A 16302-nucleotide genomic window follows, 5' to 3' on the forward strand; every position below is an offset into this window, starting at 1 on the left:
GTGCCTTTAACTGCTGGACTTTCTCACAGGAGGCTGGTATCCGGCAGCTTTCGCACGCTCACTGGCAGCTTTGCGGCGTTCTGCGCTGTATGGTTCCCTGAGTGATACACACCGCTTGGGGACGGTAAAGTTATGGGCGTCCTTTCGGGTGATCTGGTCGGGGTGCTTTTTTGCCAGCAGTTCCAGCTTCTCCATCAGACGGGGATCGTGGGTGTAGACCTCAGCCATTGGTTCTGCCTGGTTATAGAGGAGAATGGTTTCCCGTTCCACTAAAGAGAGCTTCATCGGCTGCCTCCTTTCCGCTGGTCAAATTCCAGCTTGAAGTTGGCGTACTGTCCATCATCCTCCAAAACCACAGCGGCATCGTAGGTCTTTCCGGTTTTCTCCGAATATAGGCCCGTCACACGGACACGGCCATCGTTCAGCAGCGCAGACACCACAGCCTTGGTCGGCTGTTTTTTCTTGGCAGCCCACCATTTGTTATTTTTCCAGATTGCAAATCTGCAAGAATCATTCTGACAGAAGAAGCCTTTTTGCAGTTCTGCAACTTCACCGCCGCAGCGAGGGCATTTGCCCACCACCTCACGGGGCGGAGTGAACAGGTACTCAGTTCCCTTGATGACCTGATAAGTTCCTACCAGATCTTTCAGCATGGTGCTGATCCCGTCCAAAAACTCCTCCGGGGCAAGCTGCCCGCGCTCGATCTCTCCCAGTCGGTACTCCCACTCGGCAGTCAGAAGCGGCGATTGCAGTTGTTCCGGCAGAACGGTGATCAGGGAAACTGCATCGTGGGAAGGGAGAAGCTGCACCGTTTTCCTGCTCTTTTTTCGTTCCAGAAAACCGGCAGATACCAGCTTTTCCAAAATACCGGCACGGGTGGCCGGTGTCCCCAGACCTTTTCGCTCGGCATCCTCCGGCATATCCTCTTTTCCGGCAGTCTCCATCGCGGACAACAGGGTGTCCTCCGTAAAGTGCTGGGGCGGACTGCTTTTGCCTTCTTTGACGATTGCCGCAGAAACCGAAAGGGTCTGTCCTTCAGTCAGCTCCGGCAGGGCTTTCTCTGCACCCTCTTTTTTCGGCTCTGCATCCTTCATTTTGGCACGGTAAGCGTCCTCCAGTGCTTTCCATCCGGGGTGCTTCACCGTTTTTCCTTTGGCGGTAAATTCCCCACCGGCACACGTTGCAATCACAACGGTTTCCGAATAGATATGGGGCTGGGCCACGGCACACAGCAGACGCAGGGCCACCAGCTCCAGCACCGCTTTTTCTCCCGCAGGAAGGGCAGAAAGGTCTGCATCCTTGAGATTTCTGGTAGGGATTACTGCGTGGTGGTCGGTTACTTTCTTATCGTTGATGACTGTCTGCGGATCACAGGTAATGGCGATCCCTTTGCGAAACGGCATAGCATTGGCAACCAGATTCACCAACACCGGCAGGCTGTCTGCCATATCACCGGTCAGATAGCGGCTGTCAGTACGGGGATAGGTGCAGAGCTTCTTTTCATACAGGCTTTGCAGATAGTCCAGGGTCTGCTGGGCCGTAAATCCAAGCAGACGGTTGGCATCTCTTTGCAGGGTAGTCAGGTCATAGAGGGCAGGCGGCTTTTCGGACTTTTCCTTGCGCTCCACCTTTTTGATTGTGACATTTGCACCCTGACAGGCTTCTTTCAGCTGTTCGGCAGCAGCTTTATCCGCCATGCGCTCCCCGGATACGGTAAGACCGGGCAGCTCCAGCGCCACGGTATAAAAGGGAACCGGCTTAAAGGTGTCGATCTCAGCTTCTCGCTGGACAATGAGCGCCAGCGTTGGGGACATAACGCGCCCGATGTTGAGGGTGCGGTGGTACAGCACGGAAAAAAGCCTTGTGGCATTGATCCCCACCAGCCAGTCGGCCTTGGCACGGCAGAGAGCAGCATCCCGAAGTCCATCATAATCTACACCTGGGCGCAGGTTTGCAAAGCCCTCCCTTATGGCGGAGTCCTCCATCGAAGAAATCCAGAGCCTTTTCATCGGCTTTTGGCAGCCTGCCAGCTCATAGACGCTGCGAAAGATCAGCTCGCCCTCGCGTCCGGCATCACAGGCATTTACTACCTCCGTCACATCCGGGGCGTTCATCAGCTTTTTGAGAATATCAAACTGCTTTTTCTTATCCTTTCCCACTACCATCTGCCAATGCTCCGGCAGAATAGGCAGGTCATCATATCGCCACTTGGCATACTTGGGATCATAACTGTCTGCATCCGCAAGACCGGCCAGATGGCCCACGCACCAGCTGACACGCCAGCCGTTTCCCTCCAGATAGCCGTCCTTACGAGCAGTCGCGCCGATCACGGCGGCCAGACTTTGTGCAACCGATGGTTTTTCAGCGATTACAAGCTTATATCTCATCATCTTCAGCCTCCCATTCTTCCCGCACAGGCGTGTGCAGTTTTTTCTCTATGCTGTTTTCCTCATCCAGTAGCAGGTTATAACCGAACCGGTAGTCATAGCGGTACAGTTTCCCCAGCAGGTCATTGATGATGATACGGCAAGCCAAAATGACACGGGTTTTATCCACCTGCATCAGCTGGTAGCGTTGATAATTGCTGTAATATTCTTCGTGACGGCGGGTATTGCAGGCGGCATCTTCAAGTAAACTATCTACTGCATCCTGACAACCATCTTCTTTTTCCCCTTCCATGCAGTTCAGAAGTTCCATCATCAAGGGAAAGCTCTGTTCATCCATAGGAGCTTCTGCTGCAAGAAAACCGATCAGAGCAGATAAGAGCAGACAGGCTGCTGTCTGTTCTTGATCCGTCAAAGCAACCATTGTTTTCTCCACATTTGGCAGGATCTTTTCTTTCACAAAATCTGCCGCGTCACCGGAATAAAGCTGACGGATAGAATCTATGGACAATGAAACTGTCACGGTATCTAAGGAGAAATCAAAGGGGTCATCTTGCTTTGGCGTTATCCGAAGTTTGTTTAACATGGTAGAAAGAATGTCGCCGCCAAAATACACGGCAATCACCAGTAAATCAAAAACAGAAATCAGTTTAATAAATGTAATCAGAACACTCATTTTTTTCGTTTCCTTTCTTTAAGCCAGCGTTCCATCTCACGATGGCAGATACCTACGCAGGGTCTTCCATAATTCCCGCAACCATAGCAGGGGTGGCTGTGGGGTAAAGAAGGAGGACGGGAAGTTTCCTTCCCGCCCTCCGGCCTGCGTGTCATTATGCGTTCATAGGGGCTGTCTGTGAAACGGGTCATTTCACACTGTCCTCCTCATCATCTTCTGTGCTGCCCCCGTCAGCATCCGGTTCTTCCGACTCCTCATCCTCGGTTTCCCATTCCTCGGAATCTTCCTCTCCATAATCATAATCGTCCAGACTGTCATTGCCCTTGGTCTTAGGCTTATTCTTAACGAGCTTCAAGTAGGCAAATACGCCACCGCCACCAAGCAGAGCCAGCAAAAGGACCAGCGCAGCCGGGTTCAATCCGGCAGGCTTCTCTTTTTCCGGCTCCGATGTTTCTGCCGGAGGTTCCGGTGCTTTGCCCGTACATTTACTCTTATCAGTTGCGCAGACCGGGCAGGCCGTATTGACTGCCCCTGCTTCACATTTTGTTGAACAGCTGCATACCGCAGGCATCTCCTCTTTGGGTTTTCCATCTTCCATCAGCGCCGCAAGGTCTGCATCGTCCACCTGATTCAGAAAGTGAACAGCAGTCTCCTTGTCCTCATTCGCCCTATCAATCAGGATGTAAAAGTAATTTCCAGCTTTGGTCGTAACAGTAATAAGCTGCTTATTGCCTCCAAAATCATCCACCAATGCCGCATTCCCCTCCGGTGTAAGTGCCGGTGCCGGTTCTGTTTCTTTCACAATCACATTGCTGTCATTGGTAGAATCCTCTGCCGGTGCCGCCGGAGCCTGTTCTGACCCCTGTGCGAAAGCAGGGATCGTAAAGCCAAATGCCACAACCATTGTCAGGCAAAGGGCGGAAAGTGTTTTGCAAATTCTTTTATTCTTCATAAGCGGTAACCTCCTGATTATTTGATTCCGACAGTGCTGTATCTCTGCCGTGGTTCATTCCACCGGAAAGCATAGCGTTCAGCTGTGCTGGAGTCATGCGTAACGCACGAACCATCTGAACGATTTCCAGATTCTCTGCCTCCGTTTTCTGTGCTTCCAGGGTCTTGAGCTTTTCCTGATATTCCGCAATCTTCTCACGGGTTTTCTCAATTTCCTGGTCGATACGTTCAATTTTGTTTTTTGCCATAACCGTTCACTCCTTTCCGCAAAGTCTGTTACCAGTTCATCAGGCCGTAGCCCTTAATACTTTGATAATTCAGGTCATAACTTTTGATCTTGCAGGCATCGCCGGAATTTCCCTCCACCGTATAAACACGGCTGCCATCCGTACCGATCACGATACCCACATGGTCTGCTGTCCCATCCAAATCCCAATCAAAGAAAATTGCATCTCCGGGAGCCAGATTGTTATAGCCTCTTGCACCCCATTGTCCATGAGACTGGAACCACGGAACGCCCTGCCACTCACAGCCTGCAAAGCGCGGCTCACTTTTTCCAGCCTGGTTATAACACCAGGATACAAAGCAGGCGCACCACTCCACGCGGCTGTCAAAGCCATACCAGCTCCAATAAGGATAGCCGCCCACATTGCCGACCTGACGCTTGGCCAGCTCCACCAACTGCGGATTTCCGGGACGGGTTCCATTTACAAACTGTACACCGGTCAAGTCCTCGGAATTGCTCATGTCAGGGGAACCACCGCCAAACAACAGCGGCTTATTGCCCATGGTCTGCCGGTAAACCTGATACATTTCCATCTGTTCCGGGGTCAGTAACTCCGACGCCACAGCGGAAATGGGCTTGCTGGTGAGTTTCACATTCAAAATGTAATACTCATAGGGGACTTCTTCTGAGGTGGTCTCGCCGGTCTCCGGGTCGGTGGAGGTCTCCGTGCGGTAGCGAATCTCCACTTCCTCAGTAAGCGTCAGCTGATACTGTGCTGCAAACACACGCGCCAGCTCTGCCTGAGCGCTCTGCCGGGTGTAGCCTTGCAAAACGGCAGACAGAAATGCTGCCAGCTCATGAGGGTCATGACCGATCATACCAAGGTCATAGCGATACTCGTCATACCCTGGGTGGCTGCTTTCTATGTTGTCGATTTCCTCCTGCAACTGGGCTTCTCTGGCTGCATAATCTGCCTCCACTGCCAGCATTTCCGGGTCATCCGACGGATAGGTGGTGCCGGAGAGAACGGAACCGATGCTCTGCGCCATCATGGAGCAGGAGGACATGGTATTCATCAGCATACAGGTAATGAGGAACAAAACCCCTGCCATCAGGAAACCCTTCTTGTGGCGCATGACGAATGCCCCTGCCTGCTGTGCCTTTTCTTTTACCGTCCTTGCGGCTTTTCCGGTTTTAGATGCAGCCTGGGCGGTATTTCCGGCAGTCTGACCGGCGTGTTTGGCGGCGGCATACTGCCTTTTGATGGCCTGCTTTTGCTGCCAGCGGGAAAGAGGGTTGCTGGCAAACTGGGGATTTTCCTGCAAAGATTTCTGGTACAGAACATTTACATTTGCCTTTTCCAGTTGACGCTCTGCCTGGGCTGCTTTGCGGTACGGCTTCAGCTTGTGGCTGCGATAGCCCTCCCGCACCAGATAAGCGCCTGTCTCCACCGCCTCCTCGGACTTGTGGGCGCTTTCCACGCCCACATTGTCCTGCTCTGTTTCCCGGATCTCTTTGTGGAGCTTGCCCACGACCAGATGGACGGGAGTTTCCCTGACTCCTTGAGAAACTTTGGAAGGTGGCTTTTTCTTGTCCTCAAAGGTCAGCTTCGAGGTCTTTTTTCCGGTATTCGGGTCAATGACCGTCTGCCTGACCTTTTTCTTTGGGATATTGGCCTGCGCCTTATCTGCTCTGGCCGCAGCTTTCTCAGCTTTACGGATCGGCTTTTCCAGTGCAGGATCAGACCATTCCTCATCAGTAAAGCGCAGGCGCGGCTCTTTATTCAAACCATTCTCCCAGCATGAGGGAGGACATCATGTAGTGCAGCTCTGCATAAATGGCCATTCCCACAGGATCGTTGAACATACAGCCGGACAGGTAGGCATAAAACTGTGCCACCACATCGGACAGGATCTTCGCTTCGGTTCCTTCCAGAACCAGACCACCCATACCTTCCTTGGCACGGATGGTGCTCCAGACCTCTGCCAGACGGAGCAGCCCCACCTGACCGGTCTCATTCAGTTCGGCTGCCTGGTCTGCCGCCGTGCGACACTCACTTACCGCATCGGCCATGACTGTAAGCAGCTGGCTGCGCTGGGCATTTACCGCCCTGTCAAAAAACATCAGCGGATTTTTATTCAAAATGTTGGGATTCATCATCATTCATCCTCCTTCTTTTTCAGTTCCTGGGGTTTGGTAGTCATAATGCGGTAAAGTTCGGTGTTCTTCGGGAAGTGATCCACAAACGGCAGGATCGTGGAGCCATAGAACAGCAGGCCCTCGCCCTCACCGGAGTGGGTCACATAGCTAAGCTGGTGCGTGGAAATCCCCAGTTGCTTCGCCAAAATCTGGCGGTCTCCGCCTGCCTGGTTGAGCATATACACGAAGTCCGAGTTTTCAAAGATGTTCTCTACCTCGCGGCTGCTCAAAAGGTCTTTGACATTCTGGGTGATACCTGTCGGAATACCGCCCCATTTTCTGAATCGCTTCCAGATTTCCACCGTATAGGCGGCGGTCTGCTCCTCCTTCAAAAGCAGGTGCATCTCGTCGATGTAGTAACGGGTGGACTTGTGGGCGGCACGGTTGATGGTAACGCGGTTCCACACCTGATCCTGTACCACCAGCATACCGATTTTTTTAAGCTGCTTGCCCAGTTCCTTGATGTCGTAGCAGACAATCCGGTTATCAATGTCCACATTGCTCTGATGATTGAACACATTCAAAGAACCCGTTACATAGATTTCCAATGCCGTTGCAATGTACTGAGCTTCTTTTTCTTCCTGCTCCCGCAACAGGTTATAAAGGTCCTCCAAAATCGGCATATTCTCCGGCTTCGGGTCATTGAGATATTCGTTGTAAACCAACCGTACACAACGATCAATAATGGTTTTCTGCACCGGCTGCAAGCCCTCCTTACCGCCCACGATCAGCTCACACAAGCTGAGGATAAAGTCAGACTTGAGTGACAGCGGGCTTTCATCATCCGAATAGTCCAGATTCAGATCCATCGGATTGATATAGTTGGTTGAAGTAGGTGAGATCTTGATGACCTGCCCATGCAGACGCTCAACAAGAGGTGCGTACTCCGCTTCCGGGTCACAGATAATGACATCATCGCTGGTAAGCAAAAAGCAGTTGGCAATTTCTCGTTTTGCGCTGAAGGACTTGCCGGAACCCGGCGTACCCAGAATCAGGCCATTGGGGTTTTTCAGCAGCTTTCTGTCCACCATAATGAGGTTGTTTGACAGAGCATTGATGCCGTAGTACAGGGCTTCTTTCCCATTCTGGAACAGTTCCTGCGTAGTAAAGGGCACAAAGATAGCTGTGGAACTGGTGGTCAGTCCTCGCTGAATCTCAATCTGATTGAGACCCAGAGGCAGACAGCTCATCAGCCCTTCTTCCTGCTGGAAGTCCAGCCTGGTCAGCTGACAGTTATACTTCTGGGCAATAGAGCCTGCCTGAAAGATGTTGTTGCCAAGCTGACGGGGATTGTCCGCTGTGTTCAACACCAGAAAGGTCAAAAGGAACATTCTCTCGTTGCGGCTCTGCAAATCCTGCAAGAGTTTTTTCGCTTCACTGCCGTAGGTAGCAAGGTCAGATGGAATGATGTCCATGTCGTATCCGGCACGGACTGCTTTTTTCTGTTCCTCGATCTTGCTGCGGTCCAGGTCGGTAATCTTCCGCTTTACCGTTTTGATGGCTTTCGCCTGATCCACCGACTGAATGTGCATACTCACAATGAGCGAGCTTTCCATATCCAGAAAATCAGCCAGCAAACGGTCATTCAGTTCCGGTGCGAGAATCTGCAAAAAAGAAACAGTCCCGTATTTCTTACCCATACGGAACTGCTTGCCGGTGCGGAACTCAAAGGAGCTTGGTGCAATAAAATCCTTTGTGGACAGACCGGAAGGAGCCAGCCAGTCCCATTCAAACTGAAACGGGAGTTGTTCATCCATGTGGAATACCGCATGAAGCTGAAAAAGCCTTTCTTTACCGTCCAGCGTTCTGGCAGCTACACCAAGACGCTTGAAGTTATTAAGTATATCGGTCTCAATACGCTCCAGACGGGGCTTGGCGGCTTTGATGCTGTCCGCGTCGATACCAAAGGTCAGGTATTTGGTCTTGATGAGACCGTTGTTACCTCTGGCCAGCTGATTTTGCAGCATTGTGGTGTATTCCTCGCGGATACTGTCAAAGGCGTCCCTCTGGGGCGGGATGGAAATGGAGTTAGCAAAGGTCTCCTCCGATGCCGCAAGGTTCAAAAAAGACAGCTGGAAATGAATCGAGCTATCAAAATAATTGAGGAAATCACACCAACCCTCAAAGATTGCCGTCTTATCTTCGTTTTGGGAGAGCTGATAGTTGATGTCCTGAAACTGGATGGTCTTTGTGTAGTGGCTGTCCGATATGCGGCAGATTCCGTCCGGCCACATCCGTTCATAAGGGATACTGTCCTGCGCAGATTTTCCTTTTTTGTCCGTGCGGTTAGCGCGGGCAATGGCCGCTTCGATCTGCTTCTTATCGGCGCGGGACAGTTTTTTCTTTGTCTTTACCGGCTGCACAGTTTTTTCCTCGGTTTTTCCGAACATCCGATGCAGCCATTTTTTTATTGCGGTGAACAATGTCATACACCTCCTTATCGAGCATTTCCTGCCGCTTTAATACGGCATAAAAGTTGTTGGTCTGGTAAGGTCGCTGCTTTGAACGGATCACAGCTACTTTGAGAATGTTGCCCACGATCTTTTCCAGGGGCTGTCCATGCTTTTCGTACATAGCCAGCATAAAGAAGGGCAGCATAACCAGCATCATACACATAGCCGCTACACTGTTTCCGGTAGGTTTTCTGAGCAAAAAGAAAAGCGGTACGCCAATAAGCGCTCCGCCCGTGAAGCAGATAAGCTGCCGCTTGGTCAGATTGAACATGACCTTTGTTTTGACTTTTGTTAAGTCCTTGGGTACGGGTACATAAGCCAATGTGGAAACCTCCTTCCGTTTTAGTGCGCCTGAAAGACTGATTTGGCGAGACTGCCGGTTTTGAACAGCGTAAAACATAGCAGTACGGTGTAGCCCACGCAGCTCCAGATTGCCATGATGATGTCATCTTCCAGAGCGATGTTCTGCACCAGCACAGCATAAATTGCCACGCAGACGATAATGAGAAACGCCTGAAAGCCCAGTGCCAGCAGGGATCGGAGGTAATTCTGTCCCATACCGCCCCATTCTTTGCCCATCATTGCAGCCATTGGAACGGGAGCCACCGAAGTTACAAGGTAGATCTCGATCATACGGCCATAAATAACGATAAAGATACAGATATACAACGCCCACATGGTAATGCCAATAAAGAGGGATTGGAACCACAGTCCGAACAGCGGTCCCAAATCCATTTCCATCAGCCTCGGTTCCAGATCGGTCATAACTGAGGAAATGTCAATGGACGCATCCGAATTGATAATCCCTGCCGCCTGCGCCACCACGCTCTGCGCCATATCAAAGACGCCCATCACGATATTCCATGTGTTTGTGACAATGAGGATGGCGGCAGCTGATTTGAACACCCACTTGAAAATCATCCAGGTATCCACATCATGCAGATTGTTCTTGTCTGCAATCATCTGGATCAGGTCTACGGTCATCACGATAGCCAGGATCACACCTGCAATCGGCACCATGATGGAGTTGGACAGATTCTCAATCATATTGAAAATACTGCCATTCCATCCCTGTGGGGTCTGTCCTACCTGTACGGATATATCCGCGACCTGTTGGTTTACACTGTCAAACATCCCCGAAAGGTTGCTCATAATACCGCCCACCAGCATTTCTTTCAGCCAATTCGTCAGGGCTTCAAGTAAGAAATCCATACGGTGTCAACCTCCTTTCCGCCGCCCCCGCAGGACTGCGGGAGCGGCAAGGATTTCATGCAGGAACGCTTAGACAGAGAACAGCCCGGAGAGCAGAGGTACAAGAACCATACCAACAACGGCTACACCAGCACCGGCCATAAGCTGTTTTATCCCCAATTAGGTGTAAAATTCTGCTCGATGGCGGGCGGCGGCGTACAAAAATCTATATGGTGTTTTTAAGAGAACCATCCAGGCGGGACAGGTCAGGCAGTGACCTGTTCCACCTCCGGGATGGGTTTGAGATTAAAATGAATTTCGATAGAAATGTGTCTTGTTTTATCTTCGTCAATGCGCTCATGCACGACGATTTCTTTGATTAAGCGGTTAAGGGTGGCTGCATCCAGCTCTGTGATGTTGGCGTATTCCTGAATGGCTTCCACCCATTGTTTTGCATCATTGGCAAGCTGGACTTCATCGGACAGCCGCTTTCTGCCCTCGGACACTTTTGTTTTAAGCTCCGTCTGCTCGGTCTGCGTCTTTTCCAGCATGGTGTTGAAGTTCTGCTCACTGATACGCCCTGCAATCATATCCTCATAAAGCCGCATTACCATTTTGTCCAGAACCTCAATCCGTTCCTCGTCCCTTGTAAGGGAGCGTTCCATTGCTTCCCGCTGTTCCCGCTGCTCGGCTTCACAGGTATTGGTCAGGCGGTCGGCAACCGCTTCTCCGTCCATCAGGGCAGCTCTGGCACATTCCCGGATTTTCCGCAGCACATGACTGTAAAGGGTGTCATAATCAATCCGGTGCTGGGTGCAGTGGTTCTTTCCAAAGGCATTGTAGGTCTTGCAGGAGTAAATCCGCTGGGGATGTTTTGCGTTTGTGTAGCGTATCGTCAGCGACTTCCCACACTCGCCGCATTTTATCAGTCCGGCAAACAGGCTGATTTCATTGGTCTGCCCCGGACGCTGGCGGGATTTCAGCTTGTTCTGCACAATATCAAAGCTCATGCGGTCAATCAGCGGTTCGTGCTGTCCCTCAACCACAACCCAGTCCTCCGGTTTCTTTTCCCCAATCGTGCCGATTTTGAAGCGGTAGTCTTTTTTCTGGGAAGCAATCGCCCCGGTGTAGACGGGATTCATCAAAAGGTCTTTGATAACGGAGAAGTCCCACATATACCGCCCGTTTTCCGGGTCTTTCTTTTCCCATTTGGTGCGGGTATTGCGAAGCCCCCGTTCCCGGTTCCACCATGTGGGGCAGGGGATTTTTTCTTCCTCCAGCCGTCTGCGGATATAGTTCGGACCATGACCGTTTAGGGCATATCCGAAAATCAGCCGCACAATCGGGGCGGTTTCCTCGTCAATGAGCAGATGGTTTTTGTCCTCCGGGTCTTTCCGATACCCAAACGGGGCAAGACACCCGGTAAACTGTCCTTTCTGCGCTTTCAGAAGATAAGAGGAATGGACTTTCTTGGAAATATCCTTGCTGTACATCTCGTTCAGGATATTCTTGAACGGGGCAATGTCGTTGTTATCCCGTAAGGTGTCGATACCGTCATTCATGGCGATATAGCGCACCCCGTTTCTTGGGAAAAAGTCCTCAATCAAATGCCCGGTTTGCAGATAGTTACGCCCCAGTCGGCTGAGGTCTTTCGTGATAACAAGGTTGATTTGCCTGCGCTCAATGGATCTCAACATTCTCTGTAAATCAGGACGCTCCATATTAAGACCTGTGAAGCCATCGTCCTGATAGACTGCCACAACCTCCCATCCCTGCTTTTCGCAGTATTTTTCCAGCATATCACGCTGGTTGGCGATACTGGCACTTTCGCCTTGCAGGTCATCGTCCTTTGACAGTCTGCAATAGACCGCTGCACGATAGCCCCCGGCAAGTGCCGAACCGATTGTTCTGTATTCCATTTCGTTCATCATAGCCATTTACCCACACAATCCAGACGGTATCTGGCTCTTTTGAACCTCATCTTCATTATACTTCAAATCTTTCTTTTTAGCAAGATATTCTTTCGTATTTGTCTTTCCATATTTCTGGGAAATCAGGCTGACGAACACATCGGTTGCGTCAAGCTCCCCGTCAAACACCGTTGTAACATGAATCTCTGTTTTGTTTTTTGCCATAGGCAGTTATCCTCCATACATGAAAATAGCCAGACAGAGGGTATCGGCAACGAAGTCCGGCAACGGGCTTCAAAAGACCTTGCAAACAATCTCAATCTGGCGATGGTTACTATTTATACTTTTCTTTTATTTTTCTGTTGTTTTGGTTGTTATAAAGGAGAAAAACCCAGAAATAAGGGATTTTCCCCGGCAACCGGCTCGGCAACGGGATGGCAACAGGGGGTGCAACGGGCTGTCATTTTCAGAATGGAAGCTCCATCTGTTCTGTGACCTCCACAAAGCCATCCATTGCTTTTTCAGACGGGTTGCATAAGTCCGTTGCCGGGTTTTCACGCTCCCAGCCCTTTTGTCTGCCATATTCTGAAAACATTCTTGGATTGGAAAAGTAGTTCCACCCGGTAATGCACTGGTTCATTATCTCGTTGATTTCCCGGATTTCCCATTGCTTCGGCTCGTCAAAGGTGTGATTTAAGGCTTCCTTGTAGAGCTGCTTGGAACAGACCGTTTCCCCGGTGTACTTATCAAGGTAAGCCTGTATCATCCCGGCTTTGGTGTCCTCCGGCATAAAATCCCGCTGGTGTTCTTTGAGATACCGCTGCATGGCTGGGCTGAATGACAGCTTGTACCTGCCGCTTCGGTAAATCTCCATTGCTTCCGCCCACATCTGGCTGATATAGGCTCTGGAAGCGGCTTCGTCCTCCAAAATGTGAACCTCGGCTTGCTCCGGGTACACCATGACCGGGATAAATCGGCGGTTGCCGGAACGGTCAAGGGGGAGAAAGTCAAGGGCGTTGGAAGTACCGCCGAACACGCACTGACGGGGACGGTCTGCCGGGTGGGTTTCATAGGGTATCTTATAAACCTCTTTCTGTCGGCTTAGAAAAGACTTGATTTCCTCAATGCTCTTGGCATTGGCGGTTGCCATCATTTCCGACATTTCAATTATCCAGTGACCTTGCAGCTTGCGGTACACGTTATCATCGTCCAGCTTCCGCAAATCATCGGAAAACCACTCGTCCCGGACTGCCAGCAGACGGAAGAAGGTGGACTTGCCAGCCCCCTGACCGCCTACCAGACACAGCATGATTTCAAACTTGCTTCCGGGCTTAAATGCCCTTGTAATCGCCCCCAAAAGAAACAGCTTTAGGGCTTCATAGGTGTAATCGTCCACATCCGCCCCCAGAAAGTGCCGCAGACAGAAGCGGATGCGCTCCGTCCCGTCCCATGCAAGGCTGTTCAGAAAATCCCGGATGGGGTGGTACTTATTCTCATTCGCCACAATCCCGATGGCGGTTTCAATCTTTTTCTCACTGGTCAGCCCGTAGGTTTCCTCCAGATAGAGAAGCAGATATTTCATGTCTGTATCGGTCAGGGCTGTGCTTTCTCTGTGAAAACCGATGGGCTTTATGATGTCCTTTCGGTCGGTCAGGATGTTATAGGCGATTGCCCCGGCAAGCACCGGGTCACGCTGGAATACGGTCAGGCAGTTCCGTATGCTCTGGCGGACGCCGCCTTTCTCGGTGGTTTCCAGAGTTGCCTTTACTTCCTCAACGCTCTGGGGCGGCTGCATGGCGTTCATGGTGTTTTTTAGTTCTTGCTGCGTCTGCGGCGGCAAGCTCTGCCATTCGCTGTTCAAGCTGTATCACATCCTTTCCGTATTCCGTAATCAAAGCCGCTTTTTCCTCTGTTTCCCCGAACAGCAGCACATCCAGCAGATATTCCACATGGTCTTGCTTCTGTAAGGCTTCCACAAACCGGGGATGAAAGACTTCCTCCGGGGAGTGCGGGGCATATTCCTTTCTCCACACTCGGAGTAGGTGGAGATAATCGGCAAGAATACGGAAGCAGCGGTTTTTTGCTTCCTGAAACTGTTCCTCCGGGGATTTCTGCCGGGGCTTGGGCTTTTTTGCTTTTCCCGGCGGTTTCCAGTCCTCATAGGAAAGCCCGAAGTCCTGTGCCAGCTGTACGGCGGCTTCTTTCTTTCCCAGCCCATACAGGGCGGCGGCAAAATCAATCACATCCCCATCCGCACCGCAGCCGAAGCAGTGGTAACGCCGATCCAGCTTCATGCTTGGGGTTTTATCATGATGGAACGGGCAGCAAGCCATCCCGTTCCGCCCTACATGGATTCCATAATGCTCCGCAGCCTGTCTGGTTGTGACGGACTGCTTCACAGCTTCAAATACATTCAAATCTATCCCTCCTTGAAAAAAGAAAAAAACACCTGACATTCTCTGATTGAAAATGGCAAGTGCCTGTTAAAGTTCCATATCCTGTTGTCTGTGTTTCGCCTGTGCCGGGGCGGTTCTTTGTGCTTTTTTCTCGTCTGCCTTATCCTGCAAGACTTCCTTGATGGGCTGCTTCTTGGGCGGCTCTTTGCTTTCCTCTGTGCCGGGTGTGGCTTTCCGTACCCAGTAGCGGATGTCCCGCAGCTTCTTCAAATCCTCCTGTACCTCGGTCAGCGGTGTTTTCAGGGCTGCAATTTCTTCCAGAAGCGTTTCCTGCTCCTCTTGCAGCTTCTTTTGGGTGCTGTCCTTATCGTCCGGGTGCTTGGCAAGGTAGGCGGCGGCTTTCGCATACCGGGCAACCTCCGGGTGTTCCTGGTTGAATTTCTCCTTTGTTTTCTTAAAAAATATCTTCTGGTACTTCTCATAGACAGGCTTACATTCCTTGCAGTCTGTCCGGGCAGAAAGCAGTCCGTCAATCACTTTGCTTCGGGCTTCCTTTGGCTTCATCTGACTGCGGTAATCTGCGGCTGATTTCCCGGAAGATTCCAGAAAGGCTTCCAAGTCCTCCACAGTGGAAAGCCCCTTTTGCCGGAGATAGGACAGGGCTTCGCTGACTGCCTTTAAGTCCTGTGAAGTCCCCCGATTTTGTCCAGCCCTCGTCCAGTCCTTCCGTTCTTCCTTTCGTATCTCCATATATTTCATCAGTAGATTGGGAAGAAGTGTCGCTTCCTCCGCCGCCTTTTGTGCAAGCAGTTCTTTCCGTTTTTCTCCCAGCTCGGTAATCCAGCCTTTGAGGTTTTGGATAAGCTGCCGGATGGACTTCATCAGGCGGTTGGCGGCTCTGATTTCCCGGTTCAGGTTGCCGATATTCGTCTGGATACCACGCTTTTCCATCTGCCGGACAGCAGCACCCTCATGGACAGTAGGGATAATATCAAGCCCCTGTCTGGCATAGGAACGCAAGTCCACACGCTCCGGGCGATCATTGGCTTCCAGATAGCGGTTCTGGATGACCTCCCATTCATGCCGCCAGATTTCACAATACTTCTGGTCGTTCCAGTCCACCGTATCCTCCTTGTGGCTTTTCCACCTGCCGGATGGCAGCTTTATCCGTTCCCCGTTCTCGTCAAGGTCATAAACCTTGCGGCTCTTGGAAAGCCATTTCCCATGTTCGTCCATTGCCCTCATAGTGAGCAGGACATGGGCGTGAGGATTGTGTCCCGGCGGGTGGGGGTCATGGATGGCAAAGTCAGCAATCATGCCTTTGGAAACAAACTGTTGCTGGCAGAACTCCCGGACAAGGACAGCGTACTGGTCGGGCGGTATCTCTCTGGGAATGGTAAGCACCCACCGCCTTGCAAGCTGGGAGTTCCATTGTTTCTCCACAGCTTCGGCGGCGTTCCATAAAGTATTGCGGTCTGCATACTCCGGCGGGGCATTTGCCGGGAGCAGGATTTCATTGTGGACGATACCTCGCTTTTCTGGGTAGTGCTTCACTTCTTGGTCGTATTCACAGAACAGCTTTTCGCCGCTCTGGTAGGCAGCGGCGGCAACCGCAGACTGCTGTTGGCTACGCTGAACAATCGAGATTTCGTTGTGTGGACAGGGCATTTCGTGTCACTCCTTTCTATGCTTGGTGGATGGGGTGGCGTTTTACCACCTCATTTTGGGCAGAAAAAAAGCAGGAGACCTTTTTCAGATTTCCTGCTCGGTGTGCCGCTGTGTAAGCGGCGGGTATTTAGTTGTGAAAGTTCGGGACAAGTTGACCCGATGTGAAGCTGACAGTCGAGTAGACTAAGACCTCTCAATCTTAGCCCCTCACAGATCCGTACGTGCGGCTTTCCCGCATACGGCTCCTC

General features: G+C 51.3%; 17 protein-coding genes. 1 reads left to right on the forward strand and 16 read right to left on the reverse strand.

Features of this window, described 5'->3' with window-relative positions; translation table 11 throughout:
• Nucleotides 1–6 precede the first annotated feature (6 nt).
• Genes I2G42_RS15370 through I2G42_RS15420 form a run of 11 tightly spaced genes read right to left on the reverse strand, consistent with a single transcriptional unit; the run spans nt 7 to nt 10101 of the window.
• Nucleotides 7–285, reverse strand: a complete 279-nt coding sequence (locus I2G42_RS15370; RefSeq protein WP_136891452.1) for an immunoglobulin — start codon at nt 283–285, stop codon at nt 7–9.
• Nucleotides 282–2390: a type IA DNA topoisomerase gene (locus I2G42_RS15375; protein ID WP_195531250.1), complete on the reverse strand. Its 2109-nt coding sequence runs from the start codon at nt 2388–2390 to the stop codon at nt 282–284. Before I2G42_RS15375 ends, I2G42_RS15370 begins: the two co-directional genes overlap by 4 nt.
• Nucleotides 2377–3060 carry a conjugal transfer protein TraG gene (locus tag I2G42_RS15380; protein WP_195531251.1) on the reverse strand — a complete coding sequence of 228 codons (684 nt, stop codon included), beginning with the start codon at nt 3058–3060 and terminating at the stop codon, nt 2377–2379. The genes I2G42_RS15375 and I2G42_RS15380 overlap by 14 nt, the downstream gene beginning before the upstream one ends.
• Entirely contained in the window at nt 3057–3251 is a 195-nt protein-coding gene (locus I2G42_RS15385) for a hypothetical protein (protein ID WP_082424997.1), read from the reverse strand. Before I2G42_RS15385 ends, I2G42_RS15380 begins: the two co-directional genes overlap by 4 nt.
• Entirely contained in the window at nt 3248–4012 is a 765-nt protein-coding gene (locus tag I2G42_RS15390; RefSeq protein ID WP_055228429.1) for a DUF4366 domain-containing protein, read from the reverse strand. Before I2G42_RS15390 ends, I2G42_RS15385 begins: the two co-directional genes overlap by 4 nt.
• Nucleotides 4002–4259, reverse strand: a complete 258-nt coding sequence (locus I2G42_RS15395) for a DUF4315 family protein (protein WP_009003366.1) — start codon at nt 4257–4259, stop codon at nt 4002–4004. The genes I2G42_RS15390 and I2G42_RS15395 overlap by 11 nt, the downstream gene beginning before the upstream one ends.
• A gap of 28 nt (nt 4260–4287) precedes the next feature.
• The gene (locus I2G42_RS15400; RefSeq protein ID WP_055228428.1) at nt 4288–6024 is read right to left on the reverse strand and encodes a C40 family peptidase; all 1737 of its coding nucleotides are present in this window, start codon (nt 6022–6024) and stop codon (nt 4288–4290) included.
• A complete protein-coding gene (locus I2G42_RS15405) occupies nt 6017–6397 on the reverse strand; it encodes a DUF3851 domain-containing protein (protein WP_014078550.1) in 381 nt (126 codons plus the stop codon). The genes I2G42_RS15400 and I2G42_RS15405 overlap by 8 nt, the downstream gene beginning before the upstream one ends.
• Entirely contained in the window at nt 6397–8799 is a 2403-nt protein-coding gene (locus I2G42_RS15410) for a VirB4-like conjugal transfer ATPase, CD1110 family (protein ID WP_055228427.1), read from the reverse strand. Before I2G42_RS15410 ends, I2G42_RS15405 begins: the two co-directional genes overlap by 1 nt.
• Entirely contained in the window at nt 8756–9211 is a 456-nt protein-coding gene (locus tag I2G42_RS15415; protein WP_055228426.1) for a PrgI family protein, read from the reverse strand. Before I2G42_RS15415 ends, I2G42_RS15410 begins: the two co-directional genes overlap by 44 nt.
• 20 nt (nt 9212–9231) lie before the next feature.
• Nucleotides 9232–10101: a VirB6/TrbL-like conjugal transfer protein, CD1112 family gene (locus I2G42_RS15420; RefSeq protein ID WP_002576236.1), complete on the reverse strand. Its 870-nt coding sequence runs from the start codon at nt 10099–10101 to the stop codon at nt 9232–9234.
• A gap of 57 nt (nt 10102–10158) precedes the next feature.
• On the opposite strand from I2G42_RS15420, the gene I2G42_RS17115 reads away from it, so the two are divergent.
• On the forward strand, nt 10159–10323 hold the full coding sequence (locus I2G42_RS17115) for a hypothetical protein (protein WP_465220479.1): 165 nt from the start codon (nt 10159–10161) through the stop codon (nt 10321–10323).
• A 23-nt stretch (nt 10324–10346) separates the two neighbouring features.
• Here I2G42_RS17115 and I2G42_RS15430 read toward each other — a convergent pair whose 3' ends face one another.
• From I2G42_RS15430 to mobQ, 5 genes are all read right to left on the reverse strand, one after another.
• The gene (locus I2G42_RS15430; RefSeq protein ID WP_005335872.1) at nt 10347–12017 is read right to left on the reverse strand and encodes a recombinase family protein; all 1671 of its coding nucleotides are present in this window, start codon (nt 12015–12017) and stop codon (nt 10347–10349) included.
• Nucleotides 12018–12215 (reverse strand): hypothetical protein, encoded by a 198-nt coding sequence (locus I2G42_RS15435; protein ID WP_004612761.1) that lies wholly within the window; start codon nt 12213–12215, stop codon nt 12018–12020.
• Between the two features lie 241 nt (nt 12216–12456).
• Nucleotides 12457–13794 carry a virulence-associated E family protein gene (locus I2G42_RS15440; RefSeq protein ID WP_195531254.1) on the reverse strand — a complete coding sequence of 446 codons (1338 nt, stop codon included), beginning with the start codon at nt 13792–13794 and terminating at the stop codon, nt 12457–12459.
• On the reverse strand, nt 13763–14407 hold the full coding sequence (locus tag I2G42_RS15445) for a CHC2 zinc finger domain-containing protein (RefSeq protein WP_195531252.1): 645 nt from the start codon (nt 14405–14407) through the stop codon (nt 13763–13765). Before I2G42_RS15445 ends, I2G42_RS15440 begins: the two co-directional genes overlap by 32 nt.
• Nucleotides 14408–14473: 66 nt before the next feature.
• Nucleotides 14474–16054, reverse strand: coding sequence for a MobQ family relaxase (gene mobQ / locus I2G42_RS15450; RefSeq protein ID WP_195531253.1), 1581 nt, complete (start codon nt 16052–16054; stop codon nt 14474–14476).
• Nucleotides 16055–16302 lie beyond the last annotated feature (248 nt).

Origin of the sequence: Fusicatenibacter saccharivorans, assembly GCF_015557635.1 — a bacterium.
GTDB classification, from domain to species: domain Bacteria; phylum Bacillota; class Clostridia; order Lachnospirales; family Lachnospiraceae; genus Fusicatenibacter; species Fusicatenibacter saccharivorans.